This window comes from Falsiruegeria mediterranea M17 (assembly GCF_900302455.1).
Lineage (GTDB): Bacteria > Pseudomonadota > Alphaproteobacteria > Rhodobacterales > Rhodobacteraceae > Falsiruegeria > Falsiruegeria mediterranea.
Genome location: NZ_ONZG01000006.1, coordinates 23,299 through 38,305, shown reverse-complemented (window position 1 = coordinate 38,305; position 15,007 = coordinate 23,299). Strand labels below are relative to the sequence as shown.

14 protein-coding genes and 1 tRNA gene are annotated in these 15,007 nt (G+C 59.2%); 11 read left to right on the top strand and 4 right to left on the bottom strand.

Annotated features, from left to right (window positions below; genetic code table 11):
- Window positions 1-14: 14 nt before the first annotated feature.
- The 5 genes from TRM7615_RS12730 to paaZ all read left to right on the top strand — a co-directional run bounded on the left by TRM7615_RS12730 (window position 15) and on the right by paaZ (window position 7,323).
- Window positions 15-1,979: an FAD-dependent oxidoreductase gene (locus TRM7615_RS12730; protein ID WP_108788086.1), complete on the top strand. Its 1,965-nt coding sequence runs from the start codon at window positions 15-17 to the stop codon at window positions 1,977-1,979.
- A 150-nt stretch (window positions 1,980-2,129) separates the two neighbouring features.
- The gene (locus TRM7615_RS12725; RefSeq protein ID WP_108788084.1) at window positions 2,130-3,152 is read left to right on the top strand and encodes a TRAP transporter substrate-binding protein; all 1,023 of its coding nucleotides are present in this window, start codon (window positions 2,130-2,132) and stop codon (window positions 3,150-3,152) included.
- 139 nt (window positions 3,153-3,291) lie between these two features.
- On the top strand, window positions 3,292-3,798 hold the full coding sequence (locus TRM7615_RS12720; protein ID WP_108788082.1) for a TRAP transporter small permease: 507 nt from the start codon (window positions 3,292-3,294) through the stop codon (window positions 3,796-3,798).
- Window positions 3,795-5,147: a TRAP transporter large permease gene (locus tag TRM7615_RS12715; protein ID WP_108788080.1), complete on the top strand. Its 1,353-nt coding sequence runs from the start codon at window positions 3,795-3,797 to the stop codon at window positions 5,145-5,147. Before TRM7615_RS12720 ends, TRM7615_RS12715 begins: the two co-directional genes overlap by 4 nt.
- Window positions 5,148-5,292: 145 nt before the next feature.
- Window positions 5,293-7,323: a phenylacetic acid degradation bifunctional protein PaaZ gene (paaZ, locus tag TRM7615_RS12710; RefSeq protein WP_108788078.1), complete on the top strand. Its 2,031-nt coding sequence runs from the start codon at window positions 5,293-5,295 to the stop codon at window positions 7,321-7,323.
- Between the two features lie 37 nt (window positions 7,324-7,360).
- Here paaZ and TRM7615_RS12705 read toward each other — a convergent pair whose 3' ends face one another.
- A complete protein-coding gene (locus tag TRM7615_RS12705; protein WP_108788076.1) occupies window positions 7,361-7,756 on the bottom strand; it encodes a RidA family protein in 396 nt (131 codons plus the stop codon).
- 86 nt (window positions 7,757-7,842) lie between these two features.
- Between TRM7615_RS12705 and TRM7615_RS12700 the strand changes: the two genes are divergently transcribed.
- The 3 genes from TRM7615_RS12700 (at window position 7,843) to TRM7615_RS12690 (ending at window position 10,504) form a co-directional block, all read left to right on the top strand.
- Window positions 7,843-8,562 carry a helix-turn-helix transcriptional regulator gene (locus TRM7615_RS12700; RefSeq protein ID WP_108788074.1) on the top strand — a complete coding sequence of 240 codons (720 nt, stop codon included), beginning with the start codon at window positions 7,843-7,845 and terminating at the stop codon, window positions 8,560-8,562.
- A 58-nt stretch (window positions 8,563-8,620) separates the two neighbouring features.
- Complete coding sequence (locus tag TRM7615_RS12695; protein ID WP_108788072.1) at window positions 8,621-9,415, top strand: PaaX family transcriptional regulator C-terminal domain-containing protein; 795 nt, start codon at window positions 8,621-8,623, stop codon at window positions 9,413-9,415.
- A 111-nt stretch (window positions 9,416-9,526) separates the two neighbouring features.
- Complete coding sequence (locus TRM7615_RS12690; protein WP_108788070.1) at window positions 9,527-10,504, top strand: alpha/beta fold hydrolase; 978 nt, start codon at window positions 9,527-9,529, stop codon at window positions 10,502-10,504.
- Here the strand turns inward: TRM7615_RS12690 and TRM7615_RS12685 are convergent, their stop codons facing one another.
- Both TRM7615_RS12685 and TRM7615_RS12680 read right to left on the bottom strand, forming a co-directional pair.
- Window positions 10,505-11,086, bottom strand: coding sequence for a VOC family protein (locus TRM7615_RS12685; RefSeq protein WP_108788068.1), 582 nt, complete (start codon window positions 11,084-11,086; stop codon window positions 10,505-10,507). It lies immediately after the preceding gene.
- A 71-nt stretch (window positions 11,087-11,157) separates the two neighbouring features.
- Window positions 11,158-11,865, bottom strand: coding sequence for a lysophospholipid acyltransferase family protein (locus tag TRM7615_RS12680; RefSeq protein WP_108788066.1), 708 nt, complete (start codon window positions 11,863-11,865; stop codon window positions 11,158-11,160).
- 145 nt (window positions 11,866-12,010) lie between these two features.
- On the opposite strand from TRM7615_RS12680, the gene TRM7615_RS12675 reads away from it, so the two are divergent.
- Window positions 12,011-12,086 (top strand) — tRNA-Trp (locus TRM7615_RS12675).
- Between the two features lie 284 nt (window positions 12,087-12,370).
- Here the strand turns inward: TRM7615_RS12675 and TRM7615_RS12670 are convergent.
- On the bottom strand, window positions 12,371-12,943 hold the full coding sequence (locus TRM7615_RS12670) for a hypothetical protein (protein ID WP_108788064.1): 573 nt from the start codon (window positions 12,941-12,943) through the stop codon (window positions 12,371-12,373).
- 194 nt (window positions 12,944-13,137) lie between these two features.
- Between TRM7615_RS12670 and TRM7615_RS12665 the strand changes: the two genes are divergently transcribed.
- Window positions 13,138-14,049: an MBL fold metallo-hydrolase gene (locus TRM7615_RS12665; RefSeq protein WP_108788062.1), complete on the top strand. Its 912-nt coding sequence runs from the start codon at window positions 13,138-13,140 to the stop codon at window positions 14,047-14,049.
- A 3-nt stretch (window positions 14,050-14,052) separates the two neighbouring features.
- Window positions 14,053-15,000, top strand: a complete 948-nt coding sequence (locus TRM7615_RS12660; RefSeq protein WP_108788060.1) for an MBL fold metallo-hydrolase — start codon at window positions 14,053-14,055, stop codon at window positions 14,998-15,000.
- The last annotated feature ends 7 nt before the right edge of the window (window positions 15,001-15,007 follow it).

Genomic DNA, 15,007 nt, shown 5'->3' with positions numbered 1-15,007 from the left:
TGAGGACAAGGCACATGACGGACAGCACGGTTGTTACGGTCACGCAAGAGGGCGACATCGCCTGGGTTGAGATTGACAATCCCCCGGTGAACGCAACCTCAACCGCGGTGCGTGCAGGCCTGGCCGCCGCCGTGCATCAGGTCCAAGGCGCGCGTGTTGCCATCCTAACCTGCGCTGGTCGCACCTTTGTGGCAGGCGGCGACATGTCCGAGTTTGACTGTACGCCCGAGGAGCCGCACCTGCCTGATGTGGTGCAGATGATCGAGGACAGCGAAACGCCCTTTATCGCGGCGATGCACGGCAACGTTCTGGGTGGCGGGTTCGAGATCGCCATGGGCTGCGCCTGGCGGATCGCTGCACCCGGCACCAAGTTTGGCCTGCCCGAGGTGAATGTGGGTCTGGTCCCCGGTGCAGGTGGTACGCAACGCGCGCCACGCCTGATCGGGATGCAGGCCGCCATAGACATGGCATGCTCGGGTAAGATCCTGATTGCCGAGAAGCTGCTGGAACTTGGTGGGGTGGACCAGATTGCGCAGGGCGATCTGAATGATGCTGCCCGCGCTTTTGCCCAAACCCTGCCCGAACGCCCTGTGAAAGTGCGGGACCGCACAGTCGCGGCATTGCCGTTGGACGAATATACCGCAACCGAAGCTGTTTTGAAAAAACGCGCTAAAGGTCAGCACTCTCCGGTTCTGAACCTCGAGGCGCTGCAATGGGCTGCGCTGCCGTTTGAACAGGGTCAGCCGGTCGAGCGCACCTTGCACCTGAAGCTGCGCCACTCGGTCGAAAGCCGCGCTTTACGCTATGCGTTTTTTGCCGAGCGCGCCGTCAGCAAACCCAAGCTGATCGACGGCGTTGAACCGCACCCGTTGAACCAGATCGCCATCGTCGGTGGCGGCCTGATGGGCGCGGGGATCGCCATGGCCTGCCTAAGCGGAGGTTTGTCGGTGACACTGATCGAACGGGACGCCGGTGCTGCTGACGCGGCAAAAACGCGAGTGTCCAGCTTGATCGAAGGTGGCGTGAAACGCGGGAAGTTTTCGACAAATCACCACGCCGAAATGCTTACGCGCCTGACAACAACAGATAGCTACGCAGATGCTGCAGACGCCGATCTGGCGATCGAGGCCGTGTTCGAGGATCTGGACGTAAAACGCGATGTGTTCCGCCAACTGTCAGCGGTCATGGAGCCGGATGCGATCCTGGCGACCAACACGTCATATCTGGACCCGAGACTGATCTTTGACGGCGTCCCCAACCTGTCCCGCTGCCTCGGCCTGCACTTTTTCAGCCCCGCGCATGTGATGAAACTTCTCGAGATCGTCAAAACACCCGACACCGACCCGCAGGTCATCGCCACGGGTTTTGCCCTGGGCAAACGTCTACGCAAGGTCTCGGTCCTGTCAGGCATCTGCGACGGGTTCATTGGCAACCGGATGCTGGCCGCTTACCGGCGCGAGGCGGAGTACCTGCTGGCCGATGGGGCCTTGCCGTATCAGGTTGACGGGGCCATGCACGCCGCTGGACTGCCCATGGGGCCGTTTGAACTGCAGGACCTCACCGGGCTTCAGATTGCTTGGGCCAACCGAAAACGTCAGGCCGCAACACGTGACCCGAACGAAAGGTACGAGCGCATCGCTGACACGCTCTGCGAAATGAATCGCCTGGGCCAGCGTAGCGGTAAGGGTTGGTATCGCTACGAAGACGGATCGCGCACGCCGATCCGCGACGTAGAGGTCGAAGAACTGATCGTTGCCTACTCAAAAAACAACGGTTTGACTCGCCACACTTTCACTGCCGAACAGATCTCGGACCGGCTGTTGGACGTGCTGGCGCGTGAGGGTCAGCAGATCGTAAGCGAGGGAATCGCCGAGCGCGCCGAAGATGTGGATGTGGTGAAACTTTTTGGCTACGGGTTTCCGCGCTGGCGCGGAGGACCGATGTTCCTGGCCTCATCCAAGCAGGAAAAAGCTGCATGAAATCTGCATCTTAACGAAATCCTGAACACACCAGATACACCCCAAATCGGAAAAATGAACCGATCATAAGACCACCCACAATGCGTTGATGGTTACAAAAACAACCATTATCCGCGTTCATCAACACCATTCTGCGAGGGAGGAAACCCAATGGTAAAATTCACGAAACTGAGCACTCTGCTGGCCTCGGCGGCCTTGGCCGTATCTGGCGCGGCAGCGTTTGCAGCCGACTACACCCTGACGATTTCAAGCTGGGCACCGCCGACCCACGGCATCAATGCCAAGATGTGGCCCAAGTTCGTCGAGATGGTTGAGGAAGCCACCGACGGCAAAGTCACAGCCGAGCTGAAACTGGGCATCGCCCCGCCCCCCGCGCAGATGGACCTGATCCAGGACGGCGCCGCTGATGCCTCGATCATCTTCCACGGTTACCAGCCCGGCCGCTTTGTCACCACCAAGCTGATCGAACTGCCCGGCTACGAAGGATCGGCCGAGGCCGCTTCGGTGGCTTACTGGCGCGCCTACGAGAACTACCTGTCCAAGGCCAACGAGCACCGCGGCGTCAAGCTGATCGCGCTGCACACACATGGCCCCGCGCAGCTGCATTCGAACGCGGCCGTCACCGACATGAGCCAGATCTCAGGCCTCAAGGTGCGGATCCCCGGTGGTGTGGGCGGCGACGTTGGTGCGGCCCTGGGTGCGACCGGCATCAAGGTTCCGGCGCCCAAAGTCTACGAAACGCTGGCCTCGAACGCCGCGGATGGTGTTGTCATGCCGTTTGAATCCCGCAAGGGTTTCAAGCTGACCGAAGTTGCCAAGAACGTCTATGAGGTTCCCGGCGGCCTGTATCGTGGCTCGTTTGCCTTCATCATGAACGAAGACACCTTTGCCGACCTGCCCGCCGACATCCAGGCCGCGCTGGACGAGAAGGTCTTTGGTGAACCGCTGAGCCGTGAGATCGGCAAGATCTGGGACGAGATCGACGGTATCGGCCGCGAAGCAACCCAATCGACCGATGGCAACGCGATCAACGCGGCTTCGGACGCGGATCTGGAGAAGTTCAACGCCATCGCCGAAGAGGTGCGCGCCAAAGTTCTCGCCGAAGTCGCTGAGGCTGGCATCGATGCGCAAGCCGCATACGACCAGATCAAATCGGACATGGCTGCAAACTAAAGCGGTTCGATGTTGGCCCGGCGCCTTTGGTGCCGGGCTTGTTGCCAGTTTTCCTGTTTGACCCGAAATCGCTCAACGCCAGTCCTTGGGGCGGCGGGTCTTGCCGCCCCACCCTTCGGACCCCTGCAAAGGAGCCCACATGTCTCCCCTTCTCAAGCTCGCCCGCAGCGCCAGCATCGTGCCCATCGTGGTCGCTTGCATCGCCCTGTTCATCCTGATGATCATGACGTTTGCCGATGTCATCCTGCGGTCGGTGTTCAATTCACCCATTGAGGCCGCAACCGAACTGACCCGTATCCTGATGGCCGTTCTGGTCTTTTCTGTGCTCCCCATTATCTCGGTCCAGAACGGGCACATTGCTGTTGACCTGACCGACGGTCTGTTCAACCGCTTTCGCCTCAGCCGTCTGCGCGACGGGCTGCTCAACGTCTTTTGCGGCGCGATCCTTTATTGGCCGGTTCAGCGCGTCTGGATCCTGGCGGAGCGTGCGCGCGACTATGGGGATGTGACCGAATATCTGGCGATCCCTGTTTTCTACGTCGGCTGGTTCATCACCCTTACTGTCGCCGTTTCGGCCATCGCGATGATCATCAATGGCCTGATCCTTCTCTTTGCCCCCAACCTTCTTGCGGAGCCGACCCAATGACCGCTGCCCTGATCGGATTTTTCCTTGTCCTGGTGCTCGTGCTTGTGCGGATGCCAATCGTTTTCGCCATGGGCCTTGTGGGGACACTTGGCTTTGCCTACGAGCGTGGCGGCTCGATCTTTGACGAACGCGGCCTCAAGGCAGCGATGTCGATGGTTGGCCGTCAGATCACCGATACCGCGCAGGACTATGGCCTGTCGGTTGTACCGCTCTTCATCCTGATGGGTCTGTTCGTAAACAAAGGCGGCATGGCGCGCGAGCTTTATGCAGTATCGAACGCCTTTCTGGGTCACATGCGCGGTGGTATTGCCATGGCAACAGTTGCGGCCTGTGGTGGCTTTTCCGCAATTTGCGGCTCTTCGCTGGCCACTGCAGCCACCATGTCAAAGGTCGCGATGCCGGAAATGCGCCGCTATGGCTATTCCGACGAGCTGTCGACCGCGTCTATCGCGGCTGGCGGTACGCTTGGCATCCTGATCCCGCCGTCAGTGATCCTGGTGATCTATGGCCTGCTGACCGAGACCTCGATCGGCAAGCTGTTCATGGCCGGCATCATTCCCGGTATCCTGGGCATCCTGTTCTACCTGTTCGCAGTTCGCTGGACCGTTTGGCGCAACCCGGATTCGGGCCCTGCTGGTGAACGTGCCAGCTGGGCTGAGCGGTTCAAGGCGCTCGGCTCGGTCTGGGCGGTACTGCTGTTGTTCTTCCTGGTGATCGGCGGGCTTTATGGCGCGTTTGATTTCGAGCCGCTGAACCTGACCTTCTCGCCAACCGAGGCGGCAGGCATGGGCGCTGCAGGTGCGTTCTTGATCGCACTGTTCCGGGGGGGGCTAACCATCGGGTCGACCTTTGAGGTTCTGAAAGAAACCACCTTCACCGCAGCAGCGCTGTTTGCAGTTCTGATCGGGGCGCAGATCTTTTCGAACTTCATCAACCTAGCGGGTCTGCCCGAAGCACTGATCGCCATGGTCACGGCTTATGACGTCGCGCCCTTTGTGGTCATCCTGATGATCCTGGGCATCTACATCATTCTGGGCTGCGTGTTTGAATCGCTCTCGATGCTGCTGTTGACCGTGCCGATCTTCTTCCCCCTGGTGACATCGCTCGGCTATGATCCGATCTGGTTCGGCATCGTCGTTGTTGTGGTGACCGAAATCTCGCTGATCACACCACCGGTGGGGCTGAACGTCTTTATCCTCAAGGGCGTTGTGGGCGACGTGTCCACCGGCACGATCTTTCGGGGGGTGACCCCCTTCTGGATCGCGGACATCTTCCGCCTTGCCCTGATCGTTCTGGTTCCCATCGTGGTGCTCTATCTGCCTCAACAAATGGGCGCTTTGGGCCACTGAAAAAATTGGCCGGATGCCATCGCGTCCGGCCTATTCCCGCTTCGGCGGATTTTTTTGACTCAATTAATTGACCGATCATTCGGTTAATCATAACATGAGAAAAACCGGGCGCGACTCTGCCTGATCGACACCAAGGAGACTTCCGATGAGTTTGCAGCAGATTTCCAGCTTTGCCGCCGGTGAATGGATCGCACCAGGAACCGGTGCCCGCACCATCGCTTCGGCCATCACGGGTGAGGCATTTGCCAGTGCCGGGAACAGCGCGCTCGATGTTCAGGGCATGCTGGATTACGCCCGCAACGTTGGCGGACCTGCGTTGCGCCAAATGGGATTCCACGACCGTGCCAAGATGCTCAAGGCCCTGGCCGGTGCATTGGGCGCACGCAAACAAGAGCTCTACGACCTGAGCTTCAACACAGGCGCCACGCAAAGCGACCACATGATCGACATTGATGGCGGCATCGGCACGATGTTTGTGTTTGCGTCCAAGGGCCGCCGCGAAATGCCCGACGGGCAGGTTTATCTGGACGGCGATGTCGAACAGCTTAGCCGCAATGGCACCTTTCTGGGTCAGCACATCTGCACCCCACTGCACGGTGTTGCAGTCCACATCAACGCCTTCAACTTTCCGGTCTGGGGCATGTTGGAAAAGCTCGCCCCCACCCTGCTGGCGGGTGTGCCTGCGATCGTGAAACCGGCGACCAACAGCTGTTATGTCACGGAACTGGCGGTCAAGATCATGCTCGACAGCGGCATCCTGCCCGCCGGTGCTCTGCAACTGGTCTCGGGCGGTTTGGGCGACATGCTGGACCGCCTAGGCATGCAGGATGTGGTCAGCTTTACCGGTTCTGCCGACACCGCGCTAAAACTGCGCCAGACGCCTGCGATCGTGAACAACGCGGTGCGCTTTGTGTCGGAACAGGACAGCCTCAACGCCTCGATCCTTGGCCCTGATGCCGAGCCCGGTACACCCGAGTTTGATCTGTTCGTCAAAGAGGTCAGCCGCGAGATGACCGCCAAGGCGGGTCAGAAATGCACCGCCATCCGCCGCATCATCGCGCCCGAAACCTCTGTCCAAGCGGTGATCGAGGCCCTGTCCGCGCGCCTGTCGAAAACTCTGATCGGCGATCCGCGCTTGGAAACCACCCGCATGGGTGCCCTGGTGTCGAACGGGCAGAAACAGGACGTTCTGGAAAAGGCAGCGATCATCGCCCAAGAGGCCGAGCGCGTCTTTGGCGATCCCGAAAACTTCTCTGTCGAGGGCGCGGACAAGGACAAGGGCGCGTTCCTGCCGCCGATGCTGTTCCACTGCGCCGACGCGGACAAGGCAGAACGCATTCACGACACCGAGGCCTTTGGGCCCGTGTCCACCATCATGGGCTACCGCGGTCTGGACCATGCGATCAACATCGCCAACCGTGGCCAAGGCTCGCTGGTGACATCCGTGATCACCAACGATGCGGATGTGGCACGCGGCGTGGTGTTGGGATCGGCGGCCTACAACGGCCGGATCTACATCAACAACCGCACCTCGATGAAGGAATCGACCGGCCACGGCTCCCCCCTGCCGCACATGGTTCACGGCGGCCCCGGCCGCGCAGGTGGCGGCGAGGAGATGGGCGGCGTGCGCGGTGTGAAACACTATATGCAGCGTACCGCCATCCAAGGCTCACCCGAGATTTTGAGCGCCATTGGCGGCACATGGGTGCCCGGCGCGCCCGAGGTTGAAGGATCAGCACACCCCTTCACCCGCAAGTTCGGCGAGCTGTCGATTGGCGAAACACTGCACACCGCTTCGCGCACTGTCACAATGGACGATATCGAGCTGTTTGCGAACTTCACCGGCGACACCTTCTATGCGCACATGGACGACGACGCCGCCAAACGGAACCCGTTCTTCCCCGGTCGTGTGGCGCATGGTTACCTGCTGCTCAGCTTTGCGGCTGGTTTGTTTGTCGAACCAAACGAAGGTCCAGTTCTGGCGAACACCGGCTTGGACAACCTACGGTTCATGAAGCCGGTCAGCGCTGGTGACAGCATCAAGGTGCGCCTGAGCGTCAAGAAAAAGACCCGCCGCACGGATGAATACGGCGAGGTGCGCTGGCACGTGACACTGACCAATCAGGATGACGAAATGGTTGCAGAATATGAACTGCTGACCATGAACGCTTACTAAGTCAAATGGCGCGCGGATTGCCTCTGCGCGCCTTTTCTCAAGCCATGGCCGTGGCCTCGATCTCGAACAACAGACCGGGGACAGCCAGCCGCGTGACACCCAAAAGGGTCATCGGCGGCACAACCTTATGCGGACCAAACCGCATCCCCATCAGATCAAAGTTCTTCAACGCCTCGTCCACATCCGTGGCATAGACCCCTAGCCGGATGATGTTACTCAGGTCCATCTCGGCGTCTGACAAAACCGCCTCAAGATTATCCAGCGCCAGGCTGATCTGAGCCCGCATGTCACCCGGATGCTGCGGTGCGCCTGTCGCATCCACAGCGGTCTGCCCCGCGCAGATCAACTGGCGTGTGCCACCTTGGATCATTTCGGCCTGGTTGTAGCCCAGGTTAAGTGACCAATCCCACGGATTCACGGGGGTACGTTTCATTTCGATGCTCCTTGTTTCGCGTTGCTGAAACCCGGATAAATCAAAATAGTGCCAAAAAATGTCACCATTAATGCTATGATTGCCAAATGAATATTCGCACCCGCCATGATGCCATCGTGCGCAGCCTGCGCCGCAACGGGACAGCTACGGTTGATGACCTGGCTGGCGAAGTTGGCGTTTCTCGTCGTACTGTCCTGCGCGATATCAGTGCCCTGCGGGATGAAGGGTTTGTCATCCATTCCGACGTGGGGCGCGGCGGCGGCTTGCAGCTTGATCCGCAATCCTTGCAAACCACCGCACGACTGTCCGTACCCGAGGTCTTTGCCCTGTTGATCAGCGTGGCGGCGATGCGAGCGGCGGGAAACCTGCCTTTCTTTGACCTGGCCGACGCCGGATTGGCCAAGATCGAAAAGGCGTTGCCTTCTGACAAGATCAAAGAGCTGCGCGCTTTTCTGGACCGTTTGTACATAGGGCAACTCTCGCCGCTGCAGGATCTGTCCGGCATGGGCGTGATGGATCCGGACCTGTTACCTGTGTTTCAAAGCGCCTTTCTGGATCGCCACCTTATCCGGTTCGACTATCGTGACGCCAACGGTCGGAAAACCAAGCGAGAAGTGGAGCCGCAAGCCATGCTGATCCTACCGCCGCTTTGGTACCTGGTGGCATGGGATCCAAATCGTTCGGACTTCCGGCATTTTCGCATGGACCGGATCAGCGCGCCACAAACCATCGATGCCACCACCTTTAGACTCCGCCACGTGCCATTCGAAGACGACGTTTGCCCGTTCGCCGAATTGGGCTCTTAGAAACCTTGCGCGCCCTTTTTGCGTGGCCTTGCTGCCGCTTGCGTCGTAAACTGACGCCATGACAGCTCAAGACCAATGGTTCGACAGTGCGATCACGCATCTGGCGGACCCTCAGAACCAGCGCGTGTGGTCGATCATCGTCTCCCTGTTCGGTGATCTTGCGCAAGGCCCCGACGACCGGATCAGCGGTGCCGCACTGACCCGCATCATTCAGCCGATGCATGTCAAACCCGAAGCTATCCGTGTGGCGCTGCATCGGCTGCGCAAGGATGGCTGGGTCGACAGCGCCCGTTCTGGCCGCTCAAGCGTGCACCACCTGACCGAGTTTGGCCGGATGCAATCTGCGGCCGTCACGCCCCGGATCTATGACCGTGATCCAAAAGTTCCGCAGGATTGGCACCTGCTGATTTCCGAAGGCGGTGGCGCGCTGGATGACCTGTTGCTGACCGAAAACTACATCAGCATCGGGCGCAGCGCGGCCCTTGGGTCGGGTGCAGTTCCGCCAAACTGCGATGACCTGGTGCTGTTCGATGTCACGGCCCGCAATGTGCCTGGGTGGCTCAAGTCCCGTCTTTGCCCTCCTGATCTGATCGAGGCCTGTAGCTCGCTGTCGGATGCAGTAAAAACTGTCCGTGACACCCGCCCCGCCGAGCTGGACCTGACCGCAGCTCAGGTTGCGACCCTGCGCACTCTGATCGTGCACCGCTGGCGACGGGTCGTCTTGCGCAACCCGGACCTACCGCCGATGTTTTTCCCCGATGGCTGGCGCGGAGGAGATTGCCGGACATCCGTCTTTGCGCTTTTGGATACGCTGCCCAAACCGGAGCTGAGCGCATTGAACGCGCCGGCGTGAGCCTTAGTACGATCTGCAACGCACACTCGATAATCGGCCCCCAATCAAACCCAAGGCTTGCACTGACGCACGCCCTGTCCGAAAGATGGCGCACGCTAGGAGTTTGACCTGATGTCCCTACTTGCTGCGATCTTGCTGACAATCCTGATCCTTGTGGTCGGGTTGCCGCTCTTTTTCTACCTCTGGACCAAAAGGCTGGCCCGTATGGGCGAGCAGCTGGTGCCCCAGGCCGGAGACGTCATACCGGTGCGCGGTGGCGGCATTCACTATGTCGAGATGGGCAACCCACGCAAACAGACGCTTGTCATGATCCACGGACTGTCAGGGCAATTGCAGCATTTCACCTATGCGTTGGCACAGGATCTGGCGCAGGATCATCATGTCATCGCGCTGGATCGCCCCGGCTGTGGGTATTCCCCCCGCGATGACGATGCGCTGGCGGAATTGCCCGAACAGGCACGCATGATTGGTGAGTTTTTCGACAAGAAGGGAATCAAGGATCCGGTACTTGTTGGACATTCCTTGGGCGGCGCCGTCTCATTGGCCATTGCCTTGCAGCGCCCGCGCGACATCGCCGCGCTGGCCCTGATCTGCCCTCTGACGCATCCTGTGGACAGCGCGGCTCCGGCATTCAAACCGCTGGAAATCCGTTCACCCCGCGTGCGCCGCTGGATTGGCAACACAATCGCGGTGCCCATGGGCAAGCGCGCCGCGGCAGAAACGCTGCGCATGGTATTTGCGCCCGAAAGTTGCCCCGAAGATTTCCTGGAAAAAGCCGGAGGCGCGCTTGGTCTGCGTCCGCAAGCCTTTGTCACCGCATCCGCCGACTTGGTCTGGGCCGAGCAATCCATTCGCGCGCAAGCCGATCAATACCCGCATCTGCGCACCCCGGGCGGCGTCCTGTTTGGTGCCAGGGACCCCATCGTTCCCGCCAAGGATCACGGCCCAACAATGACGCAATACGGGCTGAGCTATCAGTCACTTGAAGGGCGCGGCCACATGATTCCTATCACAGACCCGGATGCCTGCTCTGAATTCATTCGCGGCATTTCCGTCATGGCGCGCATTCCAGCCACGCTGGTGAAGTAATCAATAGGGGTTCTTGGGCCCCCGGTCCGATGACAGGCTGTCCTGTCGCCTTTCCACCAGCATCTCGATCGCGTCAGCCAGATGAACGCGGCCGATGTTGTGGTCGCCACGCGCCACACGCAAGCGATGCGCTTCGATCAAAACATCCGCGTGACTGCACCCCATTGGCGGCTCGAACACATAGCTGGCAAGTTCGATCAAAAGCCCCATCGGCTCGGTGAAATAGATCGAGTTCATGAACCCGCGATCCTTGACACCCGAATGCGAGATCCCGCGCTCATCCAAACGCACGACGGCTTGCTCGAACGTCGCCTGGCTGACGGCAAAGGCCAGATGATGCACGCAGCCGGGATCGGTGGGCGTCCGATCATGCACAGGCTGGCGCTTTTCATTGGTAAAGATCGTGATCAAGCGGCCGTCACCGGGATCGAAATACAGATGCCCCTCGTCCGGATTGTCCAGATTGGGTTGATCAAAGATGAAAGGCATGCCCAGCACGCCCTCCCAGAAATCAAGCGAGATTTGACGGCCCGCACCTGTCAACGTGATGTGATGAACACCCTGTACCTGTAGTTTGCGCATTGTCCCCTCCGCGTGCTCCCTGAAGCGAAGGTAACGCAACTGACGCATCAGGCAAAATCAATCACGGGCGTTCATGCCACCGGCGGTTCCCAAGGGGTGCGCCCGACCATCCGATCCGCCTCGGCCGTCAGGTCGTTCATCTGTGTCTCCAGCGACAGTCGCAGTTCTTCGGTTTGTTCGTCGGTCGCTTTGCGCGGTACTTCATGCTGCCACTCCTTGCACAAGAATACACCTTCGTTCCCCCAGACACGCGGTAACAGCATCCGATCCCAGCTGTTGGCCTCCCGCCCGTGTTTGACCGAATAGGTCATGCAGAACACCCGCTTTCCGGTCGTCCGCGCCCAGATCAATGGCACGGTTGACAACACACGTTCCGGCCCACGCGGGCCATCCGCAGCGATGCCGATGGATACCCCCTGCTTGGTCATCCCCAGCACCTCGCGTGACAGGGCAACGTGGCGCTTGTGACTGGACATCGCGATCGTATCCATGCCGAGCAGATGCTGCACACGCCCCACCATGCTGCCTGCGCGGGCGGCCGACGTGATCGTGCAAATACGACCCTTGTCCAGCGGATAAAGGAATGGCGACATGACCAGACGTTGATGCCACAGAACCACGACAACCGGTTCCCCAGCTTCGGCCAGCCTGTCGAGCTCTTCGAACCCGATCCGTTGCCATTTGGTGCTTCGATACGCCATACGAGCGTATCCCGCGATGCGCCGCGCCACCCAATTGAGTACGGCCTCGCTGTCTGCGATTTTCTTGCGCAGGCTCACCTTGGTTCCTCCTGTCAGGTTCCTTTGGTGATACTGGAACCACCCATCCGTGCAACTCGTTTCTGAACCATATGCAGTTTCGACCACGAAATGAAAAAAGCCTCTTGAGTCCCGCGCGCGGCTGGCATATCTCCATCGCCACGATAGGGGTATAGCTCAGTTGGTAGAGCGACGGTCTCCAAAACCGTAGGTCCCGGGTTCGAGCCCTGGTGCCCCTGCCACCAAATCCATCACTTGAAGAAACAACAACCGCTGTTCAAAACCTTGGGTGCGTTGCCTTGTGGTGTTTGCTTGGAACTGGGCAGCTTGTAAGCGACGAACGTGCTCGTTTCGGCTCTTGTTGACGGGCGGTTAGTGTTGTGACGTAACGTGGTGGTTCTGCCTATCGGACATAGGCTTAATCTCAATTCACCAATTACAAATGCGACATAGGCAGAGGGTGAAATCGCACGCCTTTGCCCCCAACCTTTTCAAACGCGTCTTTAAATCGGTCCGACACGACCAATTAACCATTCACCGCCTCGCGCCAGATCACGCCACCTTTGGCAACACGGGCATCGATGGTGGGAAGGCTGCTACGTACCTCGAGAAATGTGCGGCCATCGCCCAGCGTATATGGCTTGATCTGCGTCTTTTCGCGATCATAGGTGTCGCGCTCCTCTAGAAAGTTCGCATAGACATGGCCATGGTCGGTGATTTCGCGCCCATGCGTACGGTCGATGATGGGACCGGCGGGAAGAGTTTCGAATTTGCCAGGGATCAGCTCGTTCAGCATCGCCTGCACTACGGGCGAAATCATCACAGGGCCACTGGTGCTGTCTTTGAAGATCACGGGCGAAAAACTTCCCCAGAAATCAGGCAGCTCCAACAGCTTTGGATTTATGAGCACATACATCCGCTGCAATTCACGTTCGGTTTCTTCGGTCAACCGCCAGTCGGGCATATAGGTAACACCGCCATAGAGGCTGATGATTTGACCTGGCTCGGGGATCGCCGGAGTGTTTTTGTCCGGGGAGAGTTGATAGTTTAGGCTTGGAACGTCTTTCCTGAAGTCGGGAAACAGTTTGTAGCATTTCATCTCTTGTCTCCCTGCAGCGCGAGGCCGTGGTTTTGCGTGTCGGACATCGCTTTCCAACCCTTCGCGTCAACCGTTGGAACATGCAAGAGCCGCCCGTTGATACTGGGCTGTCTCAATGATGCCTGTTGAAAATTTTCTTGCTGCTCGCAAACGATTAATCATATTCTAATGTGAGAATTAGTGAGAATCAGAATATGCGTTTTACCAGAAGACGGTTGCTCAGCACGGGCGCAGGTTTGGCGGCCCTAAGCCTGGCCCCTGCCCGAGTTTGGGCCGAACTTGCACTTGGCGATGCCAAGGTCACGACGGTCAGCGACGGGTCGTTGATGCTGCCAGGTGATTTCATCTTTCAACACATGCCCGAGGCCGAGCTGGCAACAGTGTTGCAAGAGGCGGGCGTCGCTCGTGACCGGCTAGAGCCCGAATGCAACGTGACCCTCTATCAGGGCGGTGGGAACACGGTTCTTTTCGATGTGGGCTCGGGCCCTGACTTCATGCCGACAGCCGGCAGTGTCGTCGACAGCCTGGACGCCATTGGCGTCGCACCTGATGACATCACGCATGTTGTCTTTACCCATGCCCACCCCGATCACATCTGGGGGCTGCTGGATGACTTTGACGATCCGGTCTTCGCCAATGCAAACTATATGATCGGTCGGGACGAGTGGGATTACTGGTGGGACCCCGACACCGTCAACACCATCGGGGAAGCGCGCGCGGCCTTTGCCGTTGGCGCCAAACGGCGGCTCGAGGCCATCGAGGACCAGATCGAACGCTTTGATGATGGGCAGGAAATCCTGCCGGGGATCGCGGCCGTTGCCTCATACGGGCATACGCCGGGGCACATGAGCTTTGAGATCCGCAATGGCTCCAACGCCGCGCTGATTGCCGGGGATGCCATCGGCAACCATCACGTGGCGTTTCGCAAACCTGACTGGCCAAGCGGCTCGGATCAGGATGCGGCGCTTGCCGCGCAGACCCGTGCGCGGCTGTTCGACCGGTTGACCGCAGATGACATGACCCTGATCGGCTTTCACCTGCCAAACGGCGGCATCGGGCGCGCAGAACAGGCTTCAGACGGTTACCGTTTCACACAGGACATTTAAGACATGAGAACACTTGCCCTTTTGCTGGCCGCCAGCATCGCCGCGCCATCGTGGGCGGACGAGGATATCGCCGATCAGTACCCCGGCTCGATGCTGTATTCCAAACCGGTCGAGGTGATCCCCAACGTCTGGTCCGCCATCGGGGCCACTGCGCCGCCGACCTATGAAAACGCGGGCCACAACAACAACCTGAGCTTTGTGGTCACAGGTGATGGCGTCGTGGTGATCAATGGCGGTGCTGCGCATGGCCTGGCAAAGGCCCTGCATGACGAGATCAAGGTGATCACCGATCAGCCGGTAAAAGTCGTGGTCAATGAAAACGGCCAAGGGCATGCGATGCTCGGAAATTCCTATTGGTCGGAACAAGGCGTCCCGATCGTGGCCCACACGGATGCCGCCCATGAGTTCGAGGAGTATGGTGCGCAGATCCTGCAAGGCATGCAGCGTTACAATCAGGACAAGGCCGAAGGGACGTTTCTGGCCGAGCCGACCGAGACCTTTGACGAGGAGTACATCATCGAGATGGGGGACTACCGGCTTGAGGTACGCTACCTTGGCCCGGCACACAGCCCAGGAGATGTCTCTGTCTGGCTGCCCGAACAAAGCCTGGTGATTGCCGGTGACATGGCGTTTCACGAGCGGATGCTGCCGATCTTTGGCGACACGATGACGGCTGACTGGCTGGAAACCTGGGACGCCGAGTTTGAGCCCCTGAACGCCACCTATGTCATCCCCGGTCACGGCCATCCGACAAACATGGATCAGGTGCGACGCTACACCAAGGACTACCTGGTCTATTTGCGCGCCCAGATCCGCGAGCATATCGACAACGGTGGCGAACTGGCCGATGCCTATTACGTCGATCAGACCCCCTACAAGCACCTCGACACCTACGACGAACTGGCAACCAAAAATGCTGGTCGTGTCTATGAGCAGATGGAGTTCGAATAGCGCCAAT

What these genes read in the sequence shown, in the direction of transcription:
- TRM7615_RS12730 (WP_108788086.1), top strand. Translation starts at nt 15, where the DNA reads ATGACGGACAGCACGGTTGTTACGGTCACGCAAGAGGGCGACATCGCC.
- TRM7615_RS12725 (WP_108788084.1), top strand. Translation starts at nt 2,130, where the DNA reads ATGGTAAAATTCACGAAACTGAGCACTCTGCTGGCCTCGGCGGCCTTG.
- TRM7615_RS12720 (WP_108788082.1), top strand. Translation starts at nt 3,292, where the DNA reads ATGTCTCCCCTTCTCAAGCTCGCCCGCAGCGCCAGCATCGTGCCCATC.
- TRM7615_RS12715 (WP_108788080.1), top strand. Translation starts at nt 3,795, where the DNA reads ATGACCGCTGCCCTGATCGGATTTTTCCTTGTCCTGGTGCTCGTGCTT.
- paaZ (WP_108788078.1), top strand. Translation starts at nt 5,293, where the DNA reads ATGAGTTTGCAGCAGATTTCCAGCTTTGCCGCCGGTGAATGGATCGCA.
- TRM7615_RS12705 (WP_108788076.1), bottom strand. Translation starts at nt 7,756, where the DNA reads ATGAAACGTACCCCCGTGAATCCGTGGGATTGGTCACTTAACCTGGGC.
- TRM7615_RS12700 (WP_108788074.1), top strand. Translation starts at nt 7,843, where the DNA reads ATGAATATTCGCACCCGCCATGATGCCATCGTGCGCAGCCTGCGCCGC.
- TRM7615_RS12695 (WP_108788072.1), top strand. Translation starts at nt 8,621, where the DNA reads ATGACAGCTCAAGACCAATGGTTCGACAGTGCGATCACGCATCTGGCG.
- TRM7615_RS12690 (WP_108788070.1), top strand. Translation starts at nt 9,527, where the DNA reads ATGTCCCTACTTGCTGCGATCTTGCTGACAATCCTGATCCTTGTGGTC.
- TRM7615_RS12685 (WP_108788068.1), bottom strand. Translation starts at nt 11,086, where the DNA reads ATGCGCAAACTACAGGTACAGGGTGTTCATCACATCACGTTGACAGGT.
- TRM7615_RS12670 (WP_108788064.1), bottom strand. Translation starts at nt 12,943, where the DNA reads ATGAAATGCTACAAACTGTTTCCCGACTTCAGGAAAGACGTTCCAAGC.
- TRM7615_RS12665 (WP_108788062.1), top strand. Translation starts at nt 13,138, where the DNA reads ATGCGTTTTACCAGAAGACGGTTGCTCAGCACGGGCGCAGGTTTGGCG.
- TRM7615_RS12660 (WP_108788060.1), top strand. Translation starts at nt 14,053, where the DNA reads ATGAGAACACTTGCCCTTTTGCTGGCCGCCAGCATCGCCGCGCCATCG.